The organism is Amycolatopsis pigmentata, from assembly GCF_042684065.1.
Classification (GTDB): domain Bacteria; phylum Actinomycetota; class Actinomycetes; order Mycobacteriales; family Pseudonocardiaceae; genus Amycolatopsis_E; species Amycolatopsis_E pigmentata.
Window position 1 is genome coordinate 61141 of the sequence record NZ_JBHUKR010000018.1, and the last position, 22704, is coordinate 83844.

Sequence of the window (22704 nt, forward strand, 5' to 3'; positions counted from 1 at the left end):
CCACTGGACACGCTCCTGTTCGTCACGGTTCGTTCCCGGGGGGCGCACGTCACCCCTGGTTACCTAACTCTACGGGTGGCATCCCTGGTTCCCCTCCCGGCCCGAAACGGACATGTCAGGATTGTCCGATGGGATCACCTGACAATTCGGCGCAGGTCGTGGCCGCGCTGGCGCGCGAAGTCGAGGAGTTCGTGGCCGCGGGCGGCTGGGACCAGCCGCCCCAGCTCTTCGCGCTGGTGCCGACCGCGGCGCTGTTGCGCGAACAGCCCGAACTGGCCGACCGGCTCGACGCGGCCAACCCGCTCACGCCGGTCGCGCAGGAGGAGCTGCCCGAGGGTGACCTCGCCGAAGCACTGGGCCACATCGGTTGGCCCGAGGTGGTCGCCGGCTGCGCGCTGGCCCAGGAGATCATCGTGCTCCCTACGGCGGCCGAGGCCGAACTCCCCGGCGAAGACACCGCCGACAGCGGACGGCTTCGCCAGGCGGCCGCCGACCACCCGGACCGCACGGAGGCTCGCCTCGTGGCGGCCGTCCTCCGGGAAGGCCCGGCCGCTTGCGTCTTACGGCTGCGCGGCCGCCCGGCTCCCGCCGGCAGCCCCGCCGACACGCAGCCCGCCGACGAGATCGTGGAGCACCCCGAGCTCGCCCCGAACCTGATCGACGCCCTCCGCACCACGCTCAACCCGTAGGCCGGGAAATGGAGGAAGGGGCGTTTGCTACGGATCATCCGTAGCAAACGCCCCTTCCTCCGCAAAGAAGCGCGTCAGCAAGACGGCGTCGGCCGTCCCGCCTTCAGCTCATCGAGCGCGGCGAGCGCGCTGTCGAGGTTCGTGACCTTGATCAGCTTGAGCCCGGACGGCACCGCGGCGACCGCCTCCGCGCAGTTCTGTTCCGGTGTCAGGAACACCGTCGCACCGGCTTCGCGTGCCCCGACCAACTTGAAAGAAATGCCCCCGATCGGACCGACAGTTCCGTTTTCGTCGATCTCACCAGTGCCCGCGACGTGTTCGTTCGCGACCATGTCGCCAGGGGCGAGCCGGTCCACGATCGCCAGCGCGAACATCAGCCCCGCCGAGGGGCCGCCGACATCCTGTAGAGAGACCTTCACATCGAACGGCACGTCCGACCGATCGATGGGCTGCAGACCCATGAAACCCTGCTTCTGGCTGGAGTCGGGGCTCGCGGCAAGCGTGATCGGCACGGACCGTGGCGCCTCGCTGCCGTGCTGGAAGGTGATTGAGATCGTCTGCCCCGGCGACGTCCCCGCAACCGCCGCACGGACGTCGTCCTCACGGGTGACCGTCTTCCCGTTCACAGTCAGCAACCGGTCACCTGCGGCAAGAACACGGTCGACGGGACTGCCGGAGACGACCTCCTTGACCAGGACCTTGATCGGGAACCCGAGGTGCCGTAGCGCCGCGACCTCGGCGTTGCTCTGCGAGTCCTGGAACTCCTGGACGTTCTCGCGCTGCACCTGCTCGTCGCTCTCGCCCGGCTTGAAGTACTCCTCACGCGGCGCGAGCGCGTAACGACCACTGGCCCACAATCCCAGGGCACCGAAGAGGGTGATCTCGTCGTTGAGGGACACCGTGGTCATCCGGAGTTCTCCTCCGGTCGGGAAAGTCTGATGTCCCTTGATCTCGATGACCGGCGCCCCGTTGACGTTGCCGAGCGTGTCGTAGGTGGGGCCAGGGCCGATCGCCACGTAAGGCACTCGGACGAAAGCTCCGGTCAAACCGAACACCACGACCAGAAGCCCGCTCAGTAGCACTGTCCAACCCCGCCGGGTAAGGCGCATGGTCGCAGCGGGCCACGGCCTCCGGTTCGCGGAGCCCTCGCCGGGCATGTCCGGATCGGCCTCCCCGTCCGTTGCGTCCGCACTCCGAGCTGTGGTTTCTTCGCGGGACTCGCTCACCCGAGACAGCGTACGGTGGTCCGTATACGCTTCGGATCACCAGCCCCGGCTGGCGCGGTGTGATGGGCTACGTCCGCGTACGGTGGTGTTATGAGCAATCTCCCGTTCGGCTTCGGATCTTCCGATCCCGACAAACGCGGTGAAAACGAGCCGGAGGGCGGCGGACAGGGCGCCGGCGGTGATGCGTTCAACCAGCTCGGCCAGATGCTCAGCCAGCTGGGCCAGATGCTCAGCCAGGCAGGCAGTTCCAGCGGCCCGGTGAATTACGACCTCGCCAAGCAGATCGCGTTGCAGAAGCTTGCCGGGGGCGGTGGGGGCAACATCGGTTTCAACTCGAGTGGTGACTCCGAAAACGCCGTGCGCGACGCCGCCCACCTGGCTGAACTGTGGCTGGACGCGGCGACTATCCTTCCCGCGGGCGCGAGGACCACAGTCGCGTGGTCGGCCCGCGACTGGGTGCAGCGAACCCTGCCGACCTGGCAGCGTCTGTGCGATCCGGTCGCCCGCCAGGTGTCGAGCGCCTGGGTGGAAGCGTTGCCCGAAGAAGCCAAGCACGCCGCCGGACCATTGCTGTCCATGGTGAGCCAGATGGGCGGCATGGCCTTCGGTTCGCAGCTGGGGAACGCCCTGGCACAGCTGGCGTCCGAGGTGCTGACGTCCACCGAGGTGGGTCTTCCGCTGGGTCCGGACGCGACCTCCGCTTTGCTTCCGGCGAACATCGAAAAGTTCACCGACGGCCTTGAACTGCCGAGTAGCGAGGTACTCGTGTATCTCGCCGCGCGCGAAGCGGCGCACCAGCGCTTGTTCACGCACGTGCCATGGCTCAGGCAACGGCTGCTCGCGACGGTCGAAGAGTTCGCGCATGGCATCCAGGTCGATACCTCGGCGCTGGAGCAACTGGCAGGCCAGGTGGACCCGAGCAACCCCGCAAGCATCGAAGAAGCGATGTCCTCCGGTTTGCTCGAGCCGAAGACGACACCTGAGCAGGAAGCGGCGCTGACCCGCTTGGAAACGCTCCTTGCCCTGGTCGAAGGCTGGGTCGACATCGTGGTCGCGGATGCCGTCGGCGACCGTCTGCCCGGCGCGGAGGCGCTCCGGGAGACGCTGCGCCGCCGCCGCGCGACAGGTGGCCCCGCCGAGCAGACCTTCGCCACGTTGGTAGGCCTCGAGCTGCGACCTCGGCGGATGCGTGCCGCTTCGGCCCTCTGGAAGCTCGTGGGCGACCAGCACGGGATGGACAAGCGTGACGGACTGTGGTCGCATCCCGATCTGATCCCGACCGCTGAGGACCTCGATGACCCGATGGAGTTCAGCGAGCGACTGGGCACCCGCACCGACCTCGACGACCTGGATCCGATTGCCGAGCTGGAGCGCACGCGCGAGCAGGGTGACGAAGCCGACGGCGACACCCCTCCCTCGTGACACACCTTTCTCTCCCATTCGGCAGGAAGGGGCGTTTGCTACGGACTATCCGTAGTAAACGCCCCTTCCTGCCGACCGACTGAGCGCGATCAGTCCTCGTCGAGTTCGCTGATACCCCAGCCGGCGGCGGCCGACAGACCCTCGAGGTATCCGATGGCTCTCTCCGTCTTGGGGTAGCGGCGCACAAGCTCCCAGAACCTGGCGTTGTGCCCTGCTTCGCGCAGATGAGCGAGCTCGTGGACCAACACGTAGTCCAGGACCCAGGACGGCACATCGCGTAACCGCTCGCTCACGCGGATGGTCGCGTCGGACGGTGTGCACGACGCCCAGCGAGTCCGCATCGGCGGTACCCAGCGGACGCTGACCGGGAGGGCTGTCCGGTCGAGGTAGCGGGCCGAAAGCTGCGCACATCGCGCCAGCAGCGCCCCGTCTGACTGGCGGGAAGGGGACGCGCGTCTGGTCTCGGTCCGTTGGAGCTTGCGCTCCATCTCCGCGACCCAATGTCGTTCCTCGGCACGGCTCATTCCCGCCGGGATGAGCACTACGAGGGTCTCACCGTCACGGTATGCGGTGACCGTGCTTCGCCGGCGTGCGCTCCGACGTACTTCGACCTTCTGCCGCGAGCTGTCAGCCTGCTCGATGTTGTCCCGGCTCCGCAGAGGGGGCACCCGTCCATTCGCCACCCGTCCACGGTAAGGCCAGGCACCGACAACCCGGGAGAGTTCGCATGAACACCGAGGCAGTTATCCACAGACCAAATGCATTTGTGGATAACTGCCGTCACAGTTAGCGATCCCTTGTCACGCTATCGTCATGAAGCATCACGTCACCGGTCAACAAACCGTCTACCTGCCCGAACGACCTCGGCTGAGGCCCGGGTTGGAACTTTTCGACCGCGCTCCCGGCGAAGTCCAGATCGGCCTCGATCCCCGGCATGCCATGGTCGCGAGTGGTCTGCCGTCCGACCTCGTGGCCGCCCTGCACCGGCTCGACGGCGCTCTCCGGAGCAAGGAACTGATCGGTCTGGCCCGAAGCGAACACCGTGAGCAACTGCGCGACCTGCTGACCGAACTGACCCGCCTCGGACTCGTTGTCGAGGCGTGGCCGGGGCACGGCCGCGTGGCCGGCGAGGTCGGACTCTGGTCACTCCGGGCTGGCACACGTCATCAGGAAACCGTCGATCAGTGGGCCCACAGCTGCGTCGTCCTGCACGGCAACGGCAGGGTGACGATCGCCATCGCGGCGCTCCTCGCCGCCTTGGGTGTCGGTCAGGTTCACGTCGAGGCGAACGGCACCGTCACGGAGCAGGACACGGGCAGCGGGTATCTCGATTCGGACATCGGCCTGCTCCGTCACGCCGCCGCTGCGGCAGTCATCAACCGGGTGAATCCGGCGACCAAGACCCGCAAACCAAGCGGCGACCGACAGCCTGAGCTGGTCGTCCTCGCCGACGCGATCGTCCCAGCTCCCGAACTCGTCCGCCTGCTCATGCAAGAGGGCGTGCCGCACCTGCAGGTTCGTGTGCGTGACGGGCTCGGCATTGTCGGTCCGCTGGTTCACCCAGGCCGCAGCAGTTGCCTGGGTTGTGCCGACCTGCACCGTAAGGCACTGGACGCGAGGTGGCCCATGGTCGCGGGTCAGCTAGCCGGGAGAAGCCAGCACGCGGATCTCGGGATCGTGCAGGTCACGGCCTCGATGGCCGTGGGGCAGGTCCTCCGTGCGCTGTGCCCGCCCACCAGCCGCCCACCGGCCTGGAACACCACGATCGAGATCGACGCCTACGAAGGAACGGTCGATCATCGGCCGTGGCCGCCGAACCCCGCCTGCTCGTGCGGCGCACTGCCCGGGCGCCTCTGACCGGCTCGTTCGACCGGTGGCTGCCAAAGCCCATAACAGTTAGGCACAATCGCTCACGTGACTGACTTCCGCGACCGCATCGACGACTGGGCCACTCCCGAGATCCCACGCACGACCGCGGCCAGGACCGCGAAGCTGGTCGGCCTGCCACTCGGCATCGCCGGAAGGATGGTCGGCGGCTGGGGTCGGCGGCTGACCGGCACAAGCGCTGACGAGGTCAACGCCGCACTGTCCGCCAAAACTGCCGAACAGTTGTTCGAGGTCCTGGGCACGCTCAAGGGCGGTGCCATGAAGTTCGGTCAGATCCTCAGTGTGTTCGAGGCAGCCGTGCCCGACGATATGGCGGCTCCCTACCGAGACGCTCTGACGAAGTTGCAGGCAGCGGCTCCACCCATGTCCGGCCGGGCTGCCGAGCGTGTGCTCGCCCAGCAGCTCGGCCGCTCATGGCGGCAGCGGTTCCGCGACTTCGACGACTCGCCGACCGCGGCCGCGAGCATCGGCCAAGTTCACCGAGCCGTGTGGCATGACGGACGTGACGTGGCCGTCAAGGTGCAGTACCCGGGAGCCGACGAAGGCCTTCGTAGTGACCTGCGCCAATTGCAGCGTTTCAGCAGGCTCTTCCAGGCTCTGGTGCCGGGAACCGAGGTCAAGCCCTTGCTGGCCGAACTGGCCGCACGGATGGACGAAGAACTCGACTATCGGGCGGAAGCCGACTCTCAACGCGCGTTCGCCAAGGCCTTCGAAGGCGACGGCGAGGTGCATGTCCCGAAGGTGATCGCGAGCGCGCCGAAGGTCCTGGTAACGGAGTGGGTGACAGGCACCCCGCTGACCAAGATCATTTCAGGCGGTGACACCTCCACACGCAACGAAGCCGGCAGGCTGCTCGCCGAGTTCCACTACTCTTCGCCGGCTCGGGTCCATCTACTGCATTCCGATCCGCATCCCGGCAATTTCCTCCTCCTCGACGACGGCAGGCTGGGCGTGATCGACTTCGGTGCGGTCGCGCGGTTACCGCACGGTATTCCGCCTCAGCTCGGCAGGATGACCAGGCTCGCACTCGAGGGACGCTCCCGGGAGCTGATGGACTTGTTGCGCGAAGCGGGTTTCGTCCGTCCCGACAACGATCTTCGAGCTGATGACGTATTGGCATATCTGGCTCCTTTCACCGAGCCTCTGGCGACTGAAAGGTTCCACTTCACCCGAGCATGGATGCAACGTCAGGCGATGCGTGTCGCCGACGCCCGCGGCCAGGATTTCCGGACCGGGAGGTCGTTGAACCTTCCGCCGGAATACCTGCTTATTCATCGTGTGACGGCGGGGTCGACCGGCATCTTGTGCCAGCTCGACGCGGAGATCCCCGCACGGGCCATTGTGCACCGATGGCAGCCGGGTTTCGCCGACTGAGCCGAATTTTGGCGCAGTTGTCCACAGCGATCGTCGGTTCCGCACGAAAAGACCAGTCGTACGACCAAGTTGTCCACACTGTCCGCCCTCTGATGCGCAAGCCACCGCTCAGACGGCACGCTGGGCCCATGGCCCGACCAAAATCCGCCTCACTCGCGATACTCCGCGCTGCCGCCTCCGATGGCGTCACGACGTGCACAAGGCTGCGCGACCTTGGCGTATCGGCGAGCGCTATCGCGACACGGTGCCGACCGGGCGGCCCCTGGCGGCGGTTGCTGCCGGGAATCATTCTTCTCAGCAGTGGTGAGCCGACAAGACGCCAGCAGATGCGCGCGGCCGTCTACTACACCAGCCCGGGCTCGGTGGTCAGCGGCGTCGACGCGCTCCGGGCACGCGGCGTCCCCTTGATGCCTTCTCGGGACATACAAATGCTCGTCACGCCCGGCCGGCGAACGCTGCCACGGGACTTCTTCACCATCGAACGCACTTCACGGGTACCGGCGCCGGAGCTCGACGATGGACTTCCCCTCGCACCGCCGGCCCGGGCAGCTATCGACGCGGCACGCCGGGAAACGGACGCCGACCGGCTACGCCAACTGCTGACGCTTCCGATCTATCACGGCCTTTGCACAGCCCATGACCTCCACGTCGAACTCGAATCCGGAAACCAACGTGGTTCGGCGGCGGTCCGTGAGATGCTGCGTCGTGTCGACTCAACAGGCGAAACCTACCGGCATCGGCTCGCACGCGAGGTCCTTGCCGCTGTACCGCTACCCCCACCAGCGTGGAATGTGACGATCTGCGACCTACAGGATCGCGAGATCGGGCGAGCCGATGCCTGGTGGGACGAAGTGGCACTCGGATGGCAATTCGAGACTGCACGCACCGCGAAGTCCACCGCGGCCATCAACCCGCTGGCACTCACCGCGGCCGGCGTGATCATCGTTCGGACCGATCCGGAACGTTTGCGCGATAGCGACAGGAATATCGCGCGAGAACTGACGAGCGCGTTTGCCAGCGCAGCGAAACGGCGCCGGCCCAACATTCTCGCTTATAGCAACATCGCCCCCTTCGCCACAAGGCATCGCCCAATCAGTCACAGAAACCTGACCGCCTGAGCGCCACACACAGGAATAAGCAGAAGCCCTACCAGTGCTCCGGTGCGAGCTTGGCCTCGATATCCCGCACGTGGCGCCTGGCGCACTGCGGACAAAGCCACCGCACTGTTCCCCGCTCGCACTCACGTACCCAGGTCAAAGCGGCTACCGGGTCAGGTCGCTGATCACTTTCCGCACCGCAACGAGAACAATGCTTCTCACTCATGGAAGGCGACCAAAATGGACCGTATAGGTTCCCAGGAGGTAGAGATCCTCGCGTTGTCCGATGTATTCGGAATCGTTCGGATCGAGGAGCCGCTCAGCGACCCCGACGTCCTCGGCCGTGAGGCGGTCGCCCACGGTCTCGACCAGATGCTGAATCCGGTTCAGTACATACGCGCGGACAGCTTGCGTAGGCGGAGCCGGATGGTCGAAAGGTACGCTGAACGACCCGACGTCCACCAAGCCCGCTCGGCTGAGCGCAACGTTCCAGCCATAGGGCATGCGGACGACTCCCGGCATCGCAGCACGCATCTCGCGGAACCAGATGTCGCGTGCGGCCAGCAAGCGCCGCTCGAAGCCCGGTTCGCCGACGCCGAGGTCCCACGGCAGGCAATGGTTCTCCAGTCCGCCCTCCGCGAGGGCGAGCACACCGCCGCCCGAGAGGGCGCGGACCAGGCTCTCCACACCCGACTGCTGATCGGGCAAATGGTGCACCATTCCGGCAGCCCAGACCAACTGCGCCGACGGAACCATCTCATGAAGCTTGGCTTCGGCGATATCAGCACGCACTGTATCGATGGAGACACTGCTGCTTCCCGCTTGGCGTCCTGCCGCCTCAGCGGCGACCGCCAGCAGCTCCGGTACCGCATCGACGAGGAGAAGCTTCCCGCCTCCCCGGCGATCGAGGGCGGAAGCAAACGCGGCACTCATGCCGCCAGTACCGGAACCCACATCCACCACGACGGCGTTCTTCGGCAAGCCGCTCGTCAAGCGCTCGGCGATCCCAGCCAGCGTCACCGCGTGCAGTTCGTCGACCTTGCGCATAGAAGGAATCCGCGAAGCCCAGTCGATTCCGTCGTGCGTATGTCCGGCCACCCCATCATCTAACACGACCCACCGCATCAACGACGTGAGGAAGGGGTGTTTCCTACGGAGGATCCGTAGGAAACACCCCTTGCTCCCCTACCCCCGAGGACGGAGCCAGCGTACCCGCCGGATAGCGCGGCTCAATCGGACGGCCGCACGGCCCCGACCGCCGATCCGACGCGCTTGCGCGACTGCCCTCAGTTCCCGTATTCGCGCTCTGGACAGTTCTTCATACATCAACATTTCACTGATCTCCTTGGTCACGAGAGGCGTCGCACTCGGGCGTGGGAGCACGACTTCATGCTTCTTGATCGCGATAGCTGCTCGTGCGGTGGTCATGCGGCTGCGCTCCCCTGCTCACGTCCGGCCGGTCGCCCATCACGCTGTTCCGCAATGGGTCGCTCGACCGGGTTCTTGCGCGGACGTCCCCTGGGGCGCTTGCGCGCGACCACGACTCCACGTTCGAAGATCTCACCGCCCCAGACGCCCCACGGCTCCCGGCGGGCGAGCGCGCCCGCCAGGCATGCCTCCCGGACGGGGCAATCCGCACAGAAGCGCTTTGCCCTCTCCAGGTCGGCCGGCGATTCCGCGAACCAGAGGTCCGCGTTCCCGGAACGGCAGGGCAAGCCCAGGTCGGGCGAGGCAGCGGTATCGAGCAACTCGCCGACTCCGATCCCTGACAGGTCGGTGAGTTCGTCGGGTAACGCCCTCTCTGACGCGAAGGCGATTGCCGATGACATTCCCGTCTCCTTTGTGTAGTAACGGTGTTCGGTTATGGAGATGTACTGCAAAAACACGAAGGCCGCGGATCCGTGTACGGTTCCGCGGCCTTCGTGAGCCAGTCGCCTGAATAGGGTCAGGGATTTCGCTCTCGTGGCGGGTGCGGAACTTCGATCGGAGGCTGCTTGACGGAGGACAGATCGACGATCAGGCGCGCGCGGTGGCCCAGTACAACGTTCCCGTCGACACGACGACGGAGAAGCGCGGCTTCGGCGCTCCCGGCCATGGCGCTTCCCCAGCAAGCACTTCCGAACGGCAAGGTCCGATAGGACAGCAGGGTGCCAGGCTCGTCGATCGTGATGTATGGCTTCACAGCCCAGCACCTCCTTTCGCTATCCAAGCCCGTCGCTGCGCATGACGGGCCGATTCCCCAGCGGGCGTGACTACCCGGCCCTTGCAGGCTATGACCCGACCCCTGGCGGGGGCAACTTATTTTTCGCAAGACTTTCCAAAGCACCGCAGATCGCCGCTGAGCAGCGGCTTCGCCGCGCGAGGGACTTCAGCCGCGCGGCTGACCTTGCTCGCTGCGGACCACGGCCAAGACGTCGGCCCCGAACCGCTCGACCTTGGTCGGGCCTATCCCCGAGATGGCGACCAGCCCTCGCTGATCGGTCGGGCGCTGCTCCGCGATCGCGACAAGTGTGGCGTCGGTGAACACGACGAACGGCGGGATCTTGAGCTCTCGCGCTCGATGGGTTCGCCATTCCTTCAGCCGTGCGAGCAGTTCTTCGTCCACGTTCGATGGGCACCGCGCGCACCGGGCGAGTTTGATCTCGATGGTCTCCAGCAGGGGGCCACCGCAGACGCGGCAACGTGGCTTCGCATTGCCGTCCTTCACCGACCGTGTTCGGGCGGCCCTCGCGGCGGGGTGGTCGTCAGGGAGCAGCCCGTACAGGAACCGGCTTCTCCTGCGGTGGCGTCTGCCCCCGGGATGTCGCGAAAGGGACCACGAAAGCCACAGGTGCTCCCTGGCGCGCGTGACACCGACATAAAGGAGCCGCCGCTCCTCCTCTATCGCGCCTTCGTCACCGTCAGCGTGCTGGATCGGTAGCGTGCCCTCGGCGAGCCCCACCAGAAAAACGGCGTCCCACTCCAATCCCTTCGCAGCGTGAAACGACGCCAGCGTCACACCTTCGACGGTCGGTGGGTGCTGCGCGGCCGCCCGCTGCTCGAGTTCGGCCACATAGCGCGGCAGATCGGCACCCTCGACCGTGTGCGCCAGTTCCTCGGCCACTTCCACCAAGGACAGCAAGGCGTCCCATCGCTCCTTGGCCGCTCCGCCGCTGGGGGGCTGCGCGGTCAAGCCGACCCTTGCCAGCACGTGTCGCACGATCGTCACCAGGTCGGTGGAACCCATCTCCGGCGAGGCAGTCCGCAGTGCGCTCATCGCCTGCCGCACTTCGCGTCGTTCGAAGAAGCGCTCCCCGCCGCGCACGAGGTAAGGAACATCGACTTCGGCCAATGCCCGTTCAAACGTCTCCGACTGGGCGTTGACGCGGTACAGGATCGCGATCTCGCTTGCCGCGACACCCGCATCGAGCAAGGAACAGACCCTTGCCGCCACTGCCGCCGCCTCCGCGGGTTCGTCGTCGAACTCGGTAAACCGTGGTTCCGGACCATCCTTGCGGTGGCCAACGAGGCGCAACCGCGAGCCCGCCGGCCTGTTGCGCGCGGCACCGATCACCTGGTTGGCAAGTTCGACCACCTGAGGTGTGGATCGGTAGTCACGCTCGAGCCGGACGACGGTCGCGCTGGGAAACCGCCGGGTGAATTCCAGCAGTGGCCTGGGCGACGCTCCCCCGAACGAGTAGATCGTCTGGTTCGCGTCGCCGACCACGGTGAGGTCGTCACGCCCACCCAGCCACGAGTCGAGCAGGCGTTGCTGGAGGGGAGTCACGTCCTGGTATTCATCGACGACGAAGCAGCGGTACCGGTCACGAAACTCTCGGGCGACTTCACCGTGTTCTTCCAGTGCGGCGGTCGTGTGCAGAAGGAGGTCGTCGAAGTCGAGAACCCGCGCCGAATTCTTGATCTCTTCATATGCGCGGTAGACCTCAGCGATCTGCGAAGGCACCGCCGGTGTGTCTCGCTGTGCCCGTACGGCCATGGTCGGGTAGTCGTCGGGGGCGATCAGTGACGCCTTCGCCCATTCGATCTCGGTGGCCACGTCACGCAACAACTCGGGGTCGGTGGCGAGCCCGGCCCGATGCGTGGCTTGACCGATGAACCGGAGCTTGCCTTCCAGGAGATCCCACGGCCGGTCGCCGACGACCCGCGGCCAGAAATATCGCAGTTGCCGCCTCGCAGCCGCGTGGAATGTGAGCGCCTGCGCACCTTCGACCCCGAGCGCCCGCAACCGCGTGCGCAGTTCGCCGGCCGCGCGCGCCGTGAACGTCACCGCAAGCACTTGACCAGCGGAAACGTGCCCTGATCTGACCAGGTGGGCGATGCGGTGGGTGATGGTCCGGGTCTTTCCGGTGCCCGCGCCCGCCAGGACGCAGACCGGCCCACGGGGCGCTCCGGCCGCCGCACGCTGCTCAGGATCGAGACCGTCCAGCAGGTCCGGCTCGGCCCCGACCGGGGATGCACTCACCACCGTCGCATCCTCGCAGAGGGGACCGACAGGTTCGAGGGTGGCCACCCGCCCGTATCCTGGTGGATATGGCGGGAAAGCAGGACAAAGAAGCTGCCAAGCAGGCCAAGCTGGAGAAGCGCCAGGCCGGCAAGGCTCGGCGTGCCCAGATCTTCGAGGCGTTCAAGATGCAGCGCCGCGACGACAAGGCGCTCATTCCGTGGATGCTCGGTTCGATCCTTGTCGTCGCGGGCGTGGTGTTCGGAGTCGGGTTCATCTTCCACATGCAGTGGGTTCTGCTCCCGCTCGGCATCATCCTCGGCGTGCTTCTCGCCGTCGTGGTGTTCGGCCGGCGTGTGCAGCGGACGGTGTTCACGAAGGCGGATGGCCAGCCGGGTGCCGCTGCTTGGGCGTTGGACAACATGCGTGGGCGCTGGCGAGTGACCCAGACGGTCGCGGCCACCACGCAACTCGACGCCGTGCACCGGGTTCTCGGGGCACCGGGAGTCGTCCTGGTCGGCGAGGGTGCGCCGCACAGGGTCAAGAATCTCCTGACCCAGGAGAAGAAGCGCGTGGCCCGACTGGTCGGCGAAACCCCGATCTACGACATCGTGGTCGGCAACAGCGAGGGGCAGATTCCCCTTCGTCGTCTCCAACCGCATCTGATGAAGCTTCCTCGCAACCTCAAGCCCGCCCAGGTCGACGCTCTCGAGGCCAAGCTCGCGGCGCTCGGCAACCGGGGCGCGGCACTGCCGAAGGGCCCCATGCCCCAAGGCGCGAAGATGCGCAACGTCCAGCGAACCCTCCGCCGCCGCTAGCTTGGCTTTTAGGGCATGAAGGGGTGTTTGCTACGGATGATCCGTAGCAAACACCCCTTCATCGCTTTCCGAGATGCATCGCCTCGGTCGAGCACCAAAATTGTCGGTGGGTAGCGGCATGATGACCGTATGCCACGGAGATGCGCGGTAGAGGACGCAACGCTCATCCACCAGTTCCCAGGCGGGGTCGCTCCCCGCGAGGCGCTGGTCGAGCTCGGCATGTCCCATTCGACCATTTCTGCTCGTTGTCGCCCTGGGAAACCCTGGCAGCGGCCGATCCCCGGGGTCATCGTCTTCAGCAACGGCACCCTGACCCGGCAGGAGCTCCGGCGCGCGGCATTGGTGCACGCCGGCCCCGGCGCGATGCTCACCGGAATCGAAGCGGCACGCATGTATGGGGTGAAACGACTTCCCGCCGACCGGAGGGTGCATGTCCTGGTTGCCCACAAGAGAGGTGTCTCGTCCTGGGGTTTCGCCACAGTTGAGCGGACCGTGCATCTCCCGGAGCCCATCGAGATCGACGGCCTGCCCGTCGTTCCTTTGGCCCGGGCTCTGTTCGACGCGGCTCGGCGTATGACTGACCTGGACGAGGTGCGTGCCATGATCGCTGACGCTGTCCAACGAGGGCTGTGTGATCCCCGTGACCTCAAGCGAGAAATCGCCGAGGGAAGCACGATCGGTTCGGGGCTGTCCCGACGCGTGACGTATGAGATGGAGGCGGGTATCCGATCGGCCGCCGAGGCCTGGGCTCGGACCGTGGTGAGACGCAGTCAACTACCGGACCCCAAGTGGAACGCAGGTGTTTACTCCTCCGACGGAGAACTGCTCGGCGTTCCCGACGCCTATTGGGAAGAAGTGGGCCTGGCGATGGAGGTCGACTCCTTCGAGTTCCATCTCGGCCCTGCGGACTACGAACGGACAGTACGGAAACACACGAGGCTGACAGCCGCAGGCGTGGTCGTTGTGCATGTGTTGCCGTCGCACCTGCGGGACAGCCCACTCACGGTCGTTCATGATCTGCGCCGCGCGTACCACCAGGCTGTGGGCAGGCCTCCACCGCAGGTAGACGTGGTGATCACCCGTCCGGCCGCTTGACGGGTAAGCGTCCCGGCTCAGCGCAATCGCACCACTACAGTGCGGGTCAGCCGATCGTGCCAACTGCGCCCGTCGATGTTGCGGATGAGTGCAGGAATGATCAAAAAGGTCATCGCGGCACGTACGAGGGCACGCCACACCCCGACCATCGATGCGCCGTCGAGTCTGGCGACCCGAATGCCGGTGATGGCCATACCGGGCGTGAAGCCGAAGAAGGAGACCGGCACGACCGTGATCACCACCCATGCACAGACAGCCCACAGGTTGTAGGACTCCATCAAGGCCGGGTTCTGGAAATCAGGACGAAGGAAGAGGGAGGTCACCAACGACGCCAGCACCAGATCAATGATGAGCGCGAGTACACGCGCGCCACCGCCGGCGACCGAGCCACTGCCGCTTTCCGGCAGCCCCCAGCGTTCGCCTCGCCACCGCGGGGGCGGATCGTCGTGCTCCCTTGGGCCTGCCAAGGCGCCGGACAGCCACTCACCGGTCCATTTCGCCACCTGTCCAGGGTATGCGGGTAGCGGAGAGCCGTTCTGCTCTGGTCCACTAGAGGGGACCTCCGCGCCCGTTAACGTCCGCGAAACATTCGGGTGACGGTCGGGCAACACCGCCCTCTTAGCGTGAGCCGAAGAGAGTACTGCCCCCGGCGAAGACCACGAAGGAGTTACAGAGGGTGTCCACTACTCCAGACGATGTCCAACGTCTCATCACTGATGAGAACGTGCAGTTTGTCGATGTCAGGTTCTGTGACCTGCCGGGCGTCATGCAGCACTTCACGGTCCCCGCCAAGGCTTTTGACAGCGAAGCGTTCGAGGAAGGCCTTGCCTTCGACGGCTCGTCCGTCCGCGGCTTCCAGTCGATCCACGAGTCGGACATGCTCCTCCTGCCCGACCCGGCGACCGCCCGGATCGACCCGTTCCGCAAGGAGAAGACGCTCGCGATCAACTTCTTCGTGCACGACCCGTTCACGCGTGAGGCGTACAGCCGGGACCCCCGCAACATCGCGCGTAAGGCCGAGCAGTACATCGCCGAGTCAGGCGTCGCCGACACCGCGTACTTCGGGCCGGAGGCCGAGTTCTACATCTTCGACTCGATCCGCTTCGACTCCTCTGAGAACGGCACCTTCCACGAGATCGACTCCGTCGAGGGTTGGTGGAACACCGGCAGGGATGAGGAAGGCGGCAACCGCGGTTACAAGACCAAGTACAAGGGCGGTTACTTCCCTGTCCCGCCGGTCGACCACTACGCGGATCTTCGCGACGAGATCACGCAAAAGCTGCAGGGCTCCGGCTTCGTGATCGAGCGGGCGCACCACGAGGTGGGCACTGCCGGGCAGGCCGAGATCAACTACAAGTTCAACACGCTCCTGCACGCTGCTGACGACCTTCAGCTGTTCAAGTACATCGTCAAGAACACCGCGTGGAACGCCGGGAAGACGGCTACCTTCATGCCCAAGCCGCTGTACGGTGACAACGGCTCTGGCATGCACTGTCACCAGTCGCTGTGGAAAGACGGCTCGCCGCTGTTCTACGACGAGTCGGGTTACGCCGGCTTGTCCGACACCGCCCGCCACTACATCGGCGGCATCCTTGCCCACGCGCCGAGCCTGCTCGCCTTCACGAACCCGACTGTGAACTCGTACCACCGCCTGGTGCCGGGCTTCGAGGCTCCGGTCAGCCTGGTGTACTCGCAGCGGAACCGTTCGGCGTGTGTGCGCATCCCGATCACGGGAAGCAACGCCAAGGCCAAGCGGATCGAATTCCGTTGCCCTGACTCGTCAGGAAACCCGTACCTGGCCTTCGCGGCGATGGTGATGGCGGGACTCGACGGCATCAAGAACAAGATCGAGCCGGCGGATCCGATCGACAAGGACCTCTACGAGCTGCCTCCCGAGGAGGCCAAGGACGTCAAGCTCGTACCTGCCGACCTGGGCGCGGTGCTGGACAACCTTGAGGCCGACCACGACTTCCTGACCGAAGGCGGCGTGTTCACCCCCGACGTTATCGAGACGTGGATCTCGTTGAAGCGCGAGAACGAGATCGACCCGCTTCGTCTGCGCCCGCACCCGTACGAGTTTGCGCTCTACTACGACGTGTAACCGTTCGTCGGCTAGTGATTGTTGGAGGAAGGGGCGTTTGCTACGGATGATCCGTAGCAAACGCCCCTTCCTCCAATTCACTGCCTCGCTGCCAGACCTGTGCCCCAGATATCCCAGCCACGATGTGGCGGCCGACGAGATCAGCTTGCCCACATCGCAGCATCGAGGTGCTCGCCGCCGACGCTGTCGAAGCGCACACCCAACCCGACACCACTGCGGCGATCTGCGTCGCGAGAGAACCTCAAGGCCGACATCAAGCCGGTAGCGTCCATCAGCCACGCCGGCCAGGCATGACGTCCTTCGTCAGATCGAAAGACCGCCGTCGACCGGCAGCACGGTGCCCGTGATGTAGCCGGCCTCTTCCGAAGCGAGAAAGCACACGGCGGTCGCGATCTCGCTCGGTTCGGCGAAGCGCGCGATCGGCCCGAGTACATCGGGAATCTTTTCTTCGGGGATGGTGGCAGTCATGCGCGTCGCGGCGTTGGGCGAGACCGCGTTGACCGTCACCCCGAATCCGGCGAGTTCCTTGGCCGCTGTCTTGGTGAAGCCGATGATCCCAGCTTTGGCGGTGGCGTAGTTGGCCTGCCCGCGGTTACCTCGAAGCCCCGTGTAGGAAGTCACGTTGACGATGCGTCCGTACTGCTGTTGACGGAAGTGGGGGACACAGGCGCGCGTGAAGCGGAACGTGCCGCCGGTGTGCACGTCGAGCACGTGTTGCCAATCGTCGTCAGTCAGCTTCCACAGCACGCGGTCACGCAGTAACCCGGCATTGTTCACCAGCACGTCCACGCGGCCGGTGCGCTCCACTGCGGCGGTGACAACGCCGTCGACCGACGTCGTGTCACTGACGTCGGCACCGATGCCGATCGCGCCAATCCGATCAGCCGCGGCCTCGACCTCGGCCCCATCAAGGTCGACCATCACCACCTGGGCGTCGGCCTGCCGAAATCGCTGCGCCACCGCGAGACCGATCCCACGCGCCGCGCCGGTCACGATGACGGTCCGGCCGGCGAAACCGAAAGTGATTTCCGTCATCGAGTACGTCCCACGGTCGCCGTCCGGGAACCCAGCGTGAAGGTGACAGGGAAAAATAAGCGAGCGCTTAGGTTTCTGGGCACGCGCTTACAATGCTGGGTCGGCACACGCGATGTCAATGGCGCGAACCCTGGCGTGTTTCACTGCCTCACGTCCGGACCATGTTGGGAGTCCGCGGGTCTGCTAGCGCGCCGACCATCCGGGGCACGAGAGTGCCGTAGTGCGCTGCCACCACGGCTGCCGAGGTCCCACCCTCGCGGAACCATTGCGCAGTCGATGCCGATCGACACCGGCGCTCGCACCGCCATGCGCACGTCGCTCGTCGAAAAACCCGTGCCCCCCAGTCCTGCCTCCACGACCTGGCGAAACCGATCCTCGATCTCGCGCTCGTTGTTGTCGACTCTGGCGCGGACATGACCTTCGGCGTGGTCGAACACAAAACCGCGCACCATAAGCCGCAAGTTGGACAGCCGGCCGTCCCGAACGCGCGAAGGCATCGCGGACCCGTTTCAACGTCGCCTCGTGACCCTCGCGCCAGATCACGTAAAGAAGCGCCTCCTTGGTCTCGTAATGGACATACGGACCGCTCGGCCAAGCTCTCACAGGGATCGTTCGGCGCCTCCGGTCCAGAGAGCACACCAACACGACCCCATTCGGTGACCGCCGCAAGATCGTCATCGGCACATCGATACCGACGACTCGTGTGGTTCGTGCGGTGAGAAACGAAGGAAAGCGCCCAGATCTCTCCGGTGCACTGCTGTGCAAGGCCCCCGCTCAGTCTGCGGTGGTGAGCACCTTCAGATCGATGCCAGCTCGTTCGAAGCGACCGCGGGGATCCTCGACCAGGCGCCGCCGCTCAAGGTCCATCAGCCCCGCTGTACAGGTGATCTCGGCCGACGGGGTTCCGTCAAGTTTGTAGATGTTGTTCGCGATGTGGAAGGTCTTTCCCTCTCCGAACTTCATTTCGCAGGTGACTTCCACCACGTCACCCTGGCGTAGTTCGCGCCGGAACACGATGTGCGACTCGAGGAGCACCGGTGCCAGGTTCTCGGCCCGCAAGCCGTCTCGACCGCCGGAAGCCTTCTCCATCGCTTCGAGCCGCGCGACTTCCCCGTATGAGTGGTACACCGCGTGGTTCAAATGTCCGAGGGAGTCCAACTCGTAGTGCCGCACCTTGATCTGGACGTGAAACGGTTCGCGCTTGGCCACCCTCTCACTGTAGATAGGCCCGCCGCGCCTCCCGCACCCCCGTCGCAGGAAGGAGCGTTTGCTACGGATGATCCGTAGCAAACGCTCCTTCCTCCACAAAGCCGCCGATGCGGAGGTCAGGAGTCGTAGAAGATGCGCTCAACAACAGCGTTGGCACGGCGAGTCGTGCGCCGGTATGCGTCCAGAAACTCCCCCGGATCGTCATCCGCGCTGTAGCCGAGCACCCGCGCGACCGCAGCGAGGTCCCGGCCCGTCCCCGGCACCTGGTCGGCGGCCTTGCCCCGCACGAGTATCGTGGCGTTACGGACGCGGGTGGCGAGCAGCCAAGCTTCCGCGAGCGCCGTCGTATCCGCGGCATCCACAAGGCCGGCGTCCGCGAGCGCGGTCAACGCGCCCGGTGTCGATGTCGTCCGCAGTGCAGGCAACTCGTGCGCGTGGAGCAACTGGAACAGTTGGACCGTCCACTCGACATCGGCCAAGCCGCCCCTGCCCAGCTTGGTGTGCAAAGTAGGGTCGGCCCCCTTCGGCATCCGCTCGGTTTGCACCCTGGCTTTCATCCGGCGCACCTCACGGGCCCGCACGGCGTCGAGGCCACCAGCCGGATAGCGGATTGGGTCGATCGTGGCGATGAACCGTTCGCCCAGGTCGATATCACCGGCGATGAAACGGGCGCGGAGCAACGCCTGAGACTCCCAGACCTCGCCCCACCGTGCGTAATACGCACGGTACGAGTCCAAAGTGCGAACCAGCGGCCCCCCGCGTCCCTCCGGCCGAAGATCCGTGTCGACCTGAAGCGGCGGGTCCGCACTCGGCGTGCCGAGCAACTTTCGGACTGTTTCCGCCACACCCGACGCGAACTTGACCGCGTCCTTGTCATCCACCCCTTCGCAGGGCTCGCACACGAACAGGATGTCGGCGTCGGAGCCGTACCCGAGTTCCGCACCGCCGAGCCTGCCCATTCCGATGACCGAGATACGTGCGAGTTCCCGGTCGAGTTCGGCTTTTCGTCTCGCCACGACTGTCGCAAGCGTGCCCTGCAACACCGCTACCCATACACTCGACAGCGCCTCGCAAACCGCTCGCACCTCCATGAGCCCCAGCAGATCCGCCGCGGCCACGCGCAACATCTCGTGCCGGCGCAAGGAACGCGCCGCGGCCACTGCCGCGTTCAGGCCTGGCTGCCGTCGAACCGCGGCCCGCAGCGACTTCGAGACCTCGGCGGGATCACGCCCCGCCAGCCGAGCCGGGTCACCGAGAAGCTGAAGTACTTCGGGTGCGCGCGCCAGCAGTTCAGGCACAAGTCTGGACGTGCCAAGCAGAAACGCGAGACGTTCGACAACCGCGCCCTCGTCACGCAGAACCCGCAAGTACCAAGGAGTTTCCTCGAGCGCTTCCGAGACCTTGCGGTACGACAGCAGACCGCCGTCCGGATCCGGCGTGTCGGCCAACAGGTCCAACAGGACGGGAAGCAAGGCGTGCTGGATGGAAGCACGCCGCGAAACGCCGGCAGTCAGAGCTTTGATGTGCCGTAACGCGCCGTCCGGAGCCGCGTAACCGAGCGCGGCGAGCCGGTTGGCCGCTTGCTTCGTGGTTAGGCGCAAAGCCTCAGTCGGTACACTCGCCACGGCCTGCAGCAGTGGCCGGTAGAACAGCTTTTCGTGCAACCGGCGAATACGCTGGGCATGCTTCCGGAATTCAGCCACCAGCACATCGCCCGCACTCCGGTCGGCTCCTGCCTTGATTCCGATGGAACGCGCCAGCACACGGAGTTCGGCCTTATCCGACGTCTCAGGGAACAGATGAGTCCGCCGTAATCGCCGGAGCTGTAGTCGATGTTCGACAATGCGCAGAAATTCATACGACGTCTCCAACTCTGCCGCGTCCGCGCGCCCCACATAGCCGCAGGCCCCCAATGCGGCAAGAGCATCGACAGTGGAAGAAGATCGTATCTCCGCGTCCGCTCGGCCATGGACCAACTGCAACAACTGCACGGCGAACTCGACATCCCTGAGTCCTCCGCGCCCCAGCTTGAGCTCACGGTCGACCAGTTCGGACGGTACGTGTTTCTCGACCCGCCGACGCATTTGCTGCACATCGGCGACGAAGTTTTCCCGCTCCGCGGCCGACCAGACCATCGACTTCACCACGTCGATGTACTGACGTCCGAGTTCAGCGTCGCCCGCGACCGGCCGCGCTTTCAAGAGTGCCTGGAACTCCCAGGTGCGCGCCCATTTTTCGTAATAGGCGGTGTGTCCTTCGAGAGTTCGCACGAGCGCTCCGGCCTTACCTTCCGGCCGGAGTGCCGCGTCGACTTCGAAACAGGCATTGCCGACGATCCGCATCATCGCTCTGGCAAGTCTCGTAGCGACCTGGAGATCACCTTCTGCCACGAAGATGACGTCGACGTCACTCACGTAGTTCAACTCTCGGCCGCCACACTTTCCCATGGCGATCACGGCGAGCCTGGTCTCGGAGGGGTCGTCTGTCCGCAACTCCGCACGGGCGATGTCCAATGCCGCGACGAGCGCTGCCTCGGCAAGGGTCGTGAGGTGCCGCGTGACTTCCATATAGGAGGGCTGGTCAAGTTGCCTTTCGACGACGTGTCCCAGGTCGTCGGCGGCTATCTCCAGCAGCAGGCCGCGATAGGCCGTCTTCAGGGCTGACTCCGCGTCGCCCTTCGTCCGCGCCTTTCCAGGACCGTCGTCATCGATTACCGCGGCACGGAGCACCGTCGAGTAGGACTCAGCGTCTGTGTTCTTCTCGTTCGCCAGCCGTCGCCACTCGCCCGGGTTGCTGACAAGGAAATCGGCTAGCGCGGTCGAAGTGCCGAGGACACCGCACAGGCGACCCCTCAGGATCGGGTTGATGCGGAGGGCGTCAGCCAACTGTGGCCAAGCGGTGGGTTCTGATTCCCGGAGACGGTCGAAGCTTCGCAGGGCGAGGTCCGGATCGGGCGAGCGCGACAACGCGGTGAGTACATCGAGACTCGAACCCTCAGGACCGGTCGCGCCCCACCATCCCGCGGCGCGCAAGTACTCTTCGGCTCGGCTGTCGGTCAGCCCGTACCGCGCGGGAGACCCTGCACCTCGTGACTGCTCTGGCATCAGCCTCCACCGTAGCCTCCCAGGTGGAGGAAGGGGTGTTTACTACGGATGATCCGTAGTAAACACCCCTTCCTCCACAAAGGTTGGCTAGGCGAGCGGGAGGGTAGGGCGCGGGGACGACGGGTCGAGAGTGCCGGCGCAAAGGTTGACGAAGCGAGCGGCGAATGGGCTCCAGGTCTGGGCAATGTCCGCGTGCACGGCCGTGAGCGTTTCGGTGTCGAACGCTCCTGGCCTCGCGACGGCGGACATAGTCGGCGCGTCGCGGGCCCAAGCCTGGACAATTTCCGGCGTCGTCTCGATGTGGAACTGGACACCATAGGCGGCCCGGTGCAGCCGAAACGCTTGGTGCGGGTACCGGGGCGACGACGCCAGCAGCACGGCACCAGGGGGAAGCACGCTTATACCGTCACCATGGAATTGCATGACGTCCGGCATGAGCGGCAACTCCGCGAACAGCGGGTCCGTCCAGGCAGCGTCCTTCTTCGAAACCAAGCCGGCGCCGACCTCGGGTCCGTTTTCGCCCGGCGTGACACGTCCACCAGTCGCGACGGCGAGGAACTGCGCACCGAGACAGATCCCCAGTGTGGGCAGGCCGCCGCGGGCCGCTTTGGCCAGCAGGTCACGAACAGCCGGAATCCAGGGGTGCGAGCCTTCTTCGTCAGTGTTCATTCCACCCCCGAGGCAAACCACACCGGCATACTCGCCGAGGTCGTCAGGAACCGGGTCCTCAGGGGGTAGCCGGACTTCGAGCTCCGCCCCCGAGTCAGTAAGCCAGTCACCTAGCGGCCCCAGCGGACCGGACTCATCAGGTTGGATGATCAGCAGACGTGGTGCACTCACCAAGCCAGGATACGACCACATTGACGGTCGAGCGGGCACCGCGGACGGCTTCACGCTGCCGGCCAGGCCGAGGCTAGGAGCGATAGCCGCGGAGTTGTTCCTAGCAGTCGGGCCTCGCGGGACGGTCTTGAGCGTGAGGAAGGTGGCTTTACTACGGACTATCCGTAGTAAAGCCACCTTGCTCACGTTTGAGTCGGGTGGTGGTGGCGGTGGGAGGTGATTCTGGTTCGGGTCGGGGTGGGAAGCACACACAAAAGGGGCCCGCTGGTCGCCGGTGTGGCGTGGTCAGCGGGCCCCTGTGGGGTTGGTGTTCGGCGGTGTCCTACTCTCCCACACCCTGTCGGGTGCAGTACCATCGGCGCTGGT

At 65.5% G+C, this 22704-nt stretch carries 19 protein-coding genes; 8 read left to right on the plus strand and 11 right to left on the minus strand.

The features are described 5' to 3' along the window. Nucleotides 1–128 precede the first annotated feature (128 nt). The gene (locus tag ACFSXZ_RS29225; protein ID WP_378268459.1) at nucleotides 129–689 is read left to right on the plus strand and encodes a PPA1309 family protein; all 561 of its coding nucleotides are present in this window, start codon (nucleotides 129–131) and stop codon (nucleotides 687–689) included. Between the two features lie 74 nt (nucleotides 690–763). Here ACFSXZ_RS29225 and ACFSXZ_RS29230 read toward each other — a convergent pair whose 3' ends face one another. Further along, nucleotides 764–1915 (minus strand): YlbL family protein, encoded by a 1152-nt coding sequence (locus ACFSXZ_RS29230; protein WP_378268460.1) that lies wholly within the window; start codon nucleotides 1913–1915, stop codon nucleotides 764–766. Between the two features lie 90 nt (nucleotides 1916–2005). On the opposite strand from ACFSXZ_RS29230, the gene ACFSXZ_RS29235 reads away from it, so the two are divergent. Further along, nucleotides 2006–3337, plus strand: coding sequence for a zinc-dependent metalloprotease (locus ACFSXZ_RS29235; RefSeq protein ID WP_378268462.1), 1332 nt, complete (start codon nucleotides 2006–2008; stop codon nucleotides 3335–3337). Between the two features lie 89 nt (nucleotides 3338–3426). On the opposite strand, the gene ACFSXZ_RS29240 is transcribed toward ACFSXZ_RS29235, so the two are convergent. Further along, entirely contained in the window at nucleotides 3427–3996 is a 570-nt protein-coding gene (locus tag ACFSXZ_RS29240) for a M48 metallopeptidase family protein (protein WP_378268490.1), read from the minus strand. 154 nt (nucleotides 3997–4150) lie between these two features. On the opposite strand from ACFSXZ_RS29240, the gene ACFSXZ_RS29245 reads away from it, so the two are divergent. From ACFSXZ_RS29245 to ACFSXZ_RS29255, 3 genes are all read left to right on the plus strand, one after another. Continuing rightward, complete coding sequence (locus ACFSXZ_RS29245; protein WP_378268464.1) at nucleotides 4151–5194, plus strand: hypothetical protein; 1044 nt, start codon at nucleotides 4151–4153, stop codon at nucleotides 5192–5194. Between the two features lie 57 nt (nucleotides 5195–5251). Continuing rightward, nucleotides 5252–6598, plus strand: coding sequence for an ABC1 kinase family protein (locus ACFSXZ_RS29250; protein ID WP_378268466.1), 1347 nt, complete (start codon nucleotides 5252–5254; stop codon nucleotides 6596–6598). Between the two features lie 128 nt (nucleotides 6599–6726). Next, on the plus strand, nucleotides 6727–7716 hold the full coding sequence (locus tag ACFSXZ_RS29255; RefSeq protein WP_378268467.1) for a hypothetical protein: 990 nt from the start codon (nucleotides 6727–6729) through the stop codon (nucleotides 7714–7716). 201 nt (nucleotides 7717–7917) lie between these two features. Here ACFSXZ_RS29255 and ACFSXZ_RS29260 read toward each other — a convergent pair whose 3' ends face one another. The 4 genes from ACFSXZ_RS29260 to ACFSXZ_RS29275 all read right to left on the minus strand — a co-directional run bounded on the left by ACFSXZ_RS29260 (nucleotide 7918) and on the right by ACFSXZ_RS29275 (nucleotide 12160). Continuing rightward, nucleotides 7918–8742: a class I SAM-dependent methyltransferase gene (locus ACFSXZ_RS29260; RefSeq protein WP_378268469.1), complete on the minus strand. Its 825-nt coding sequence runs from the start codon at nucleotides 8740–8742 to the stop codon at nucleotides 7918–7920. Between the two features lie 377 nt (nucleotides 8743–9119). Then, nucleotides 9120–9524 (minus strand): WhiB family transcriptional regulator, encoded by a 405-nt coding sequence (locus ACFSXZ_RS29265; RefSeq protein WP_378268471.1) that lies wholly within the window; start codon nucleotides 9522–9524, stop codon nucleotides 9120–9122. Nucleotides 9525–9640: 116 nt separating this feature from the next. Continuing rightward, nucleotides 9641–9877 (minus strand): hypothetical protein, encoded by a 237-nt coding sequence (locus tag ACFSXZ_RS29270; RefSeq protein WP_378268473.1) that lies wholly within the window; start codon nucleotides 9875–9877, stop codon nucleotides 9641–9643. A gap of 186 nt (nucleotides 9878–10063) precedes the next feature. Then, nucleotides 10064–12160, minus strand: a complete 2097-nt coding sequence (locus ACFSXZ_RS29275) for an ATP-dependent DNA helicase UvrD2 (RefSeq protein WP_378268474.1) — start codon at nucleotides 12158–12160, stop codon at nucleotides 10064–10066. A 65-nt stretch (nucleotides 12161–12225) separates the two neighbouring features. Here ACFSXZ_RS29275 and ACFSXZ_RS29280 point away from each other — a divergent pair, with 65 nt between their 5' ends. Together ACFSXZ_RS29280 and ACFSXZ_RS29285 are read left to right on the plus strand one after the other, a co-directional pair. Then, complete coding sequence (locus ACFSXZ_RS29280) at nucleotides 12226–12954, plus strand: DUF4191 domain-containing protein (RefSeq protein ID WP_378268476.1); 729 nt, start codon at nucleotides 12226–12228, stop codon at nucleotides 12952–12954. A gap of 129 nt (nucleotides 12955–13083) precedes the next feature. Beyond that, the gene (locus tag ACFSXZ_RS29285) at nucleotides 13084–14049 is read left to right on the plus strand and encodes a hypothetical protein (RefSeq protein ID WP_378268477.1); all 966 of its coding nucleotides are present in this window, start codon (nucleotides 13084–13086) and stop codon (nucleotides 14047–14049) included. Nucleotides 14050–14066: 17 nt separating this feature from the next. Here ACFSXZ_RS29285 and ACFSXZ_RS29290 read toward each other — a convergent pair whose 3' ends face one another. Further along, a complete protein-coding gene (locus tag ACFSXZ_RS29290) occupies nucleotides 14067–14552 on the minus strand; it encodes an RDD family protein (protein WP_378268479.1) in 486 nt (161 codons plus the stop codon). Between the two features lie 173 nt (nucleotides 14553–14725). On the opposite strand from ACFSXZ_RS29290, the gene glnA reads away from it, so the two are divergent. Continuing rightward, nucleotides 14726–16150 carry a type I glutamate--ammonia ligase gene (gene glnA / locus ACFSXZ_RS29295; RefSeq protein WP_378268480.1) on the plus strand — a complete coding sequence of 475 codons (1425 nt, stop codon included), beginning with the start codon at nucleotides 14726–14728 and terminating at the stop codon, nucleotides 16148–16150. 303 nt (nucleotides 16151–16453) lie between these two features. On the opposite strand, the gene ACFSXZ_RS29300 is transcribed toward glnA, so the two are convergent. The 4 genes from ACFSXZ_RS29300 to ACFSXZ_RS29315 form a co-directional block, all read right to left on the minus strand. After that, nucleotides 16454–17143, minus strand: coding sequence for an SDR family oxidoreductase (locus ACFSXZ_RS29300; protein WP_378268482.1), 690 nt, complete (start codon nucleotides 17141–17143; stop codon nucleotides 16454–16456). Between the two features lie 816 nt (nucleotides 17144–17959). Next, the gene (locus tag ACFSXZ_RS29305) at nucleotides 17960–18394 is read right to left on the minus strand and encodes an acyl-CoA thioesterase (protein WP_378268484.1); all 435 of its coding nucleotides are present in this window, start codon (nucleotides 18392–18394) and stop codon (nucleotides 17960–17962) included. A 116-nt stretch (nucleotides 18395–18510) separates the two neighbouring features. Continuing rightward, a complete protein-coding gene (locus ACFSXZ_RS29310) occupies nucleotides 18511–21498 on the minus strand; it encodes a bifunctional [glutamine synthetase] adenylyltransferase/[glutamine synthetase]-adenylyl-L-tyrosine phosphorylase (protein ID WP_378268486.1) in 2988 nt (995 codons plus the stop codon). Between the two features lie 87 nt (nucleotides 21499–21585). Continuing rightward, entirely contained in the window at nucleotides 21586–22359 is a 774-nt protein-coding gene (locus ACFSXZ_RS29315; RefSeq protein WP_378268487.1) for a type 1 glutamine amidotransferase, read from the minus strand. Nucleotides 22360–22704 lie beyond the last annotated feature (345 nt).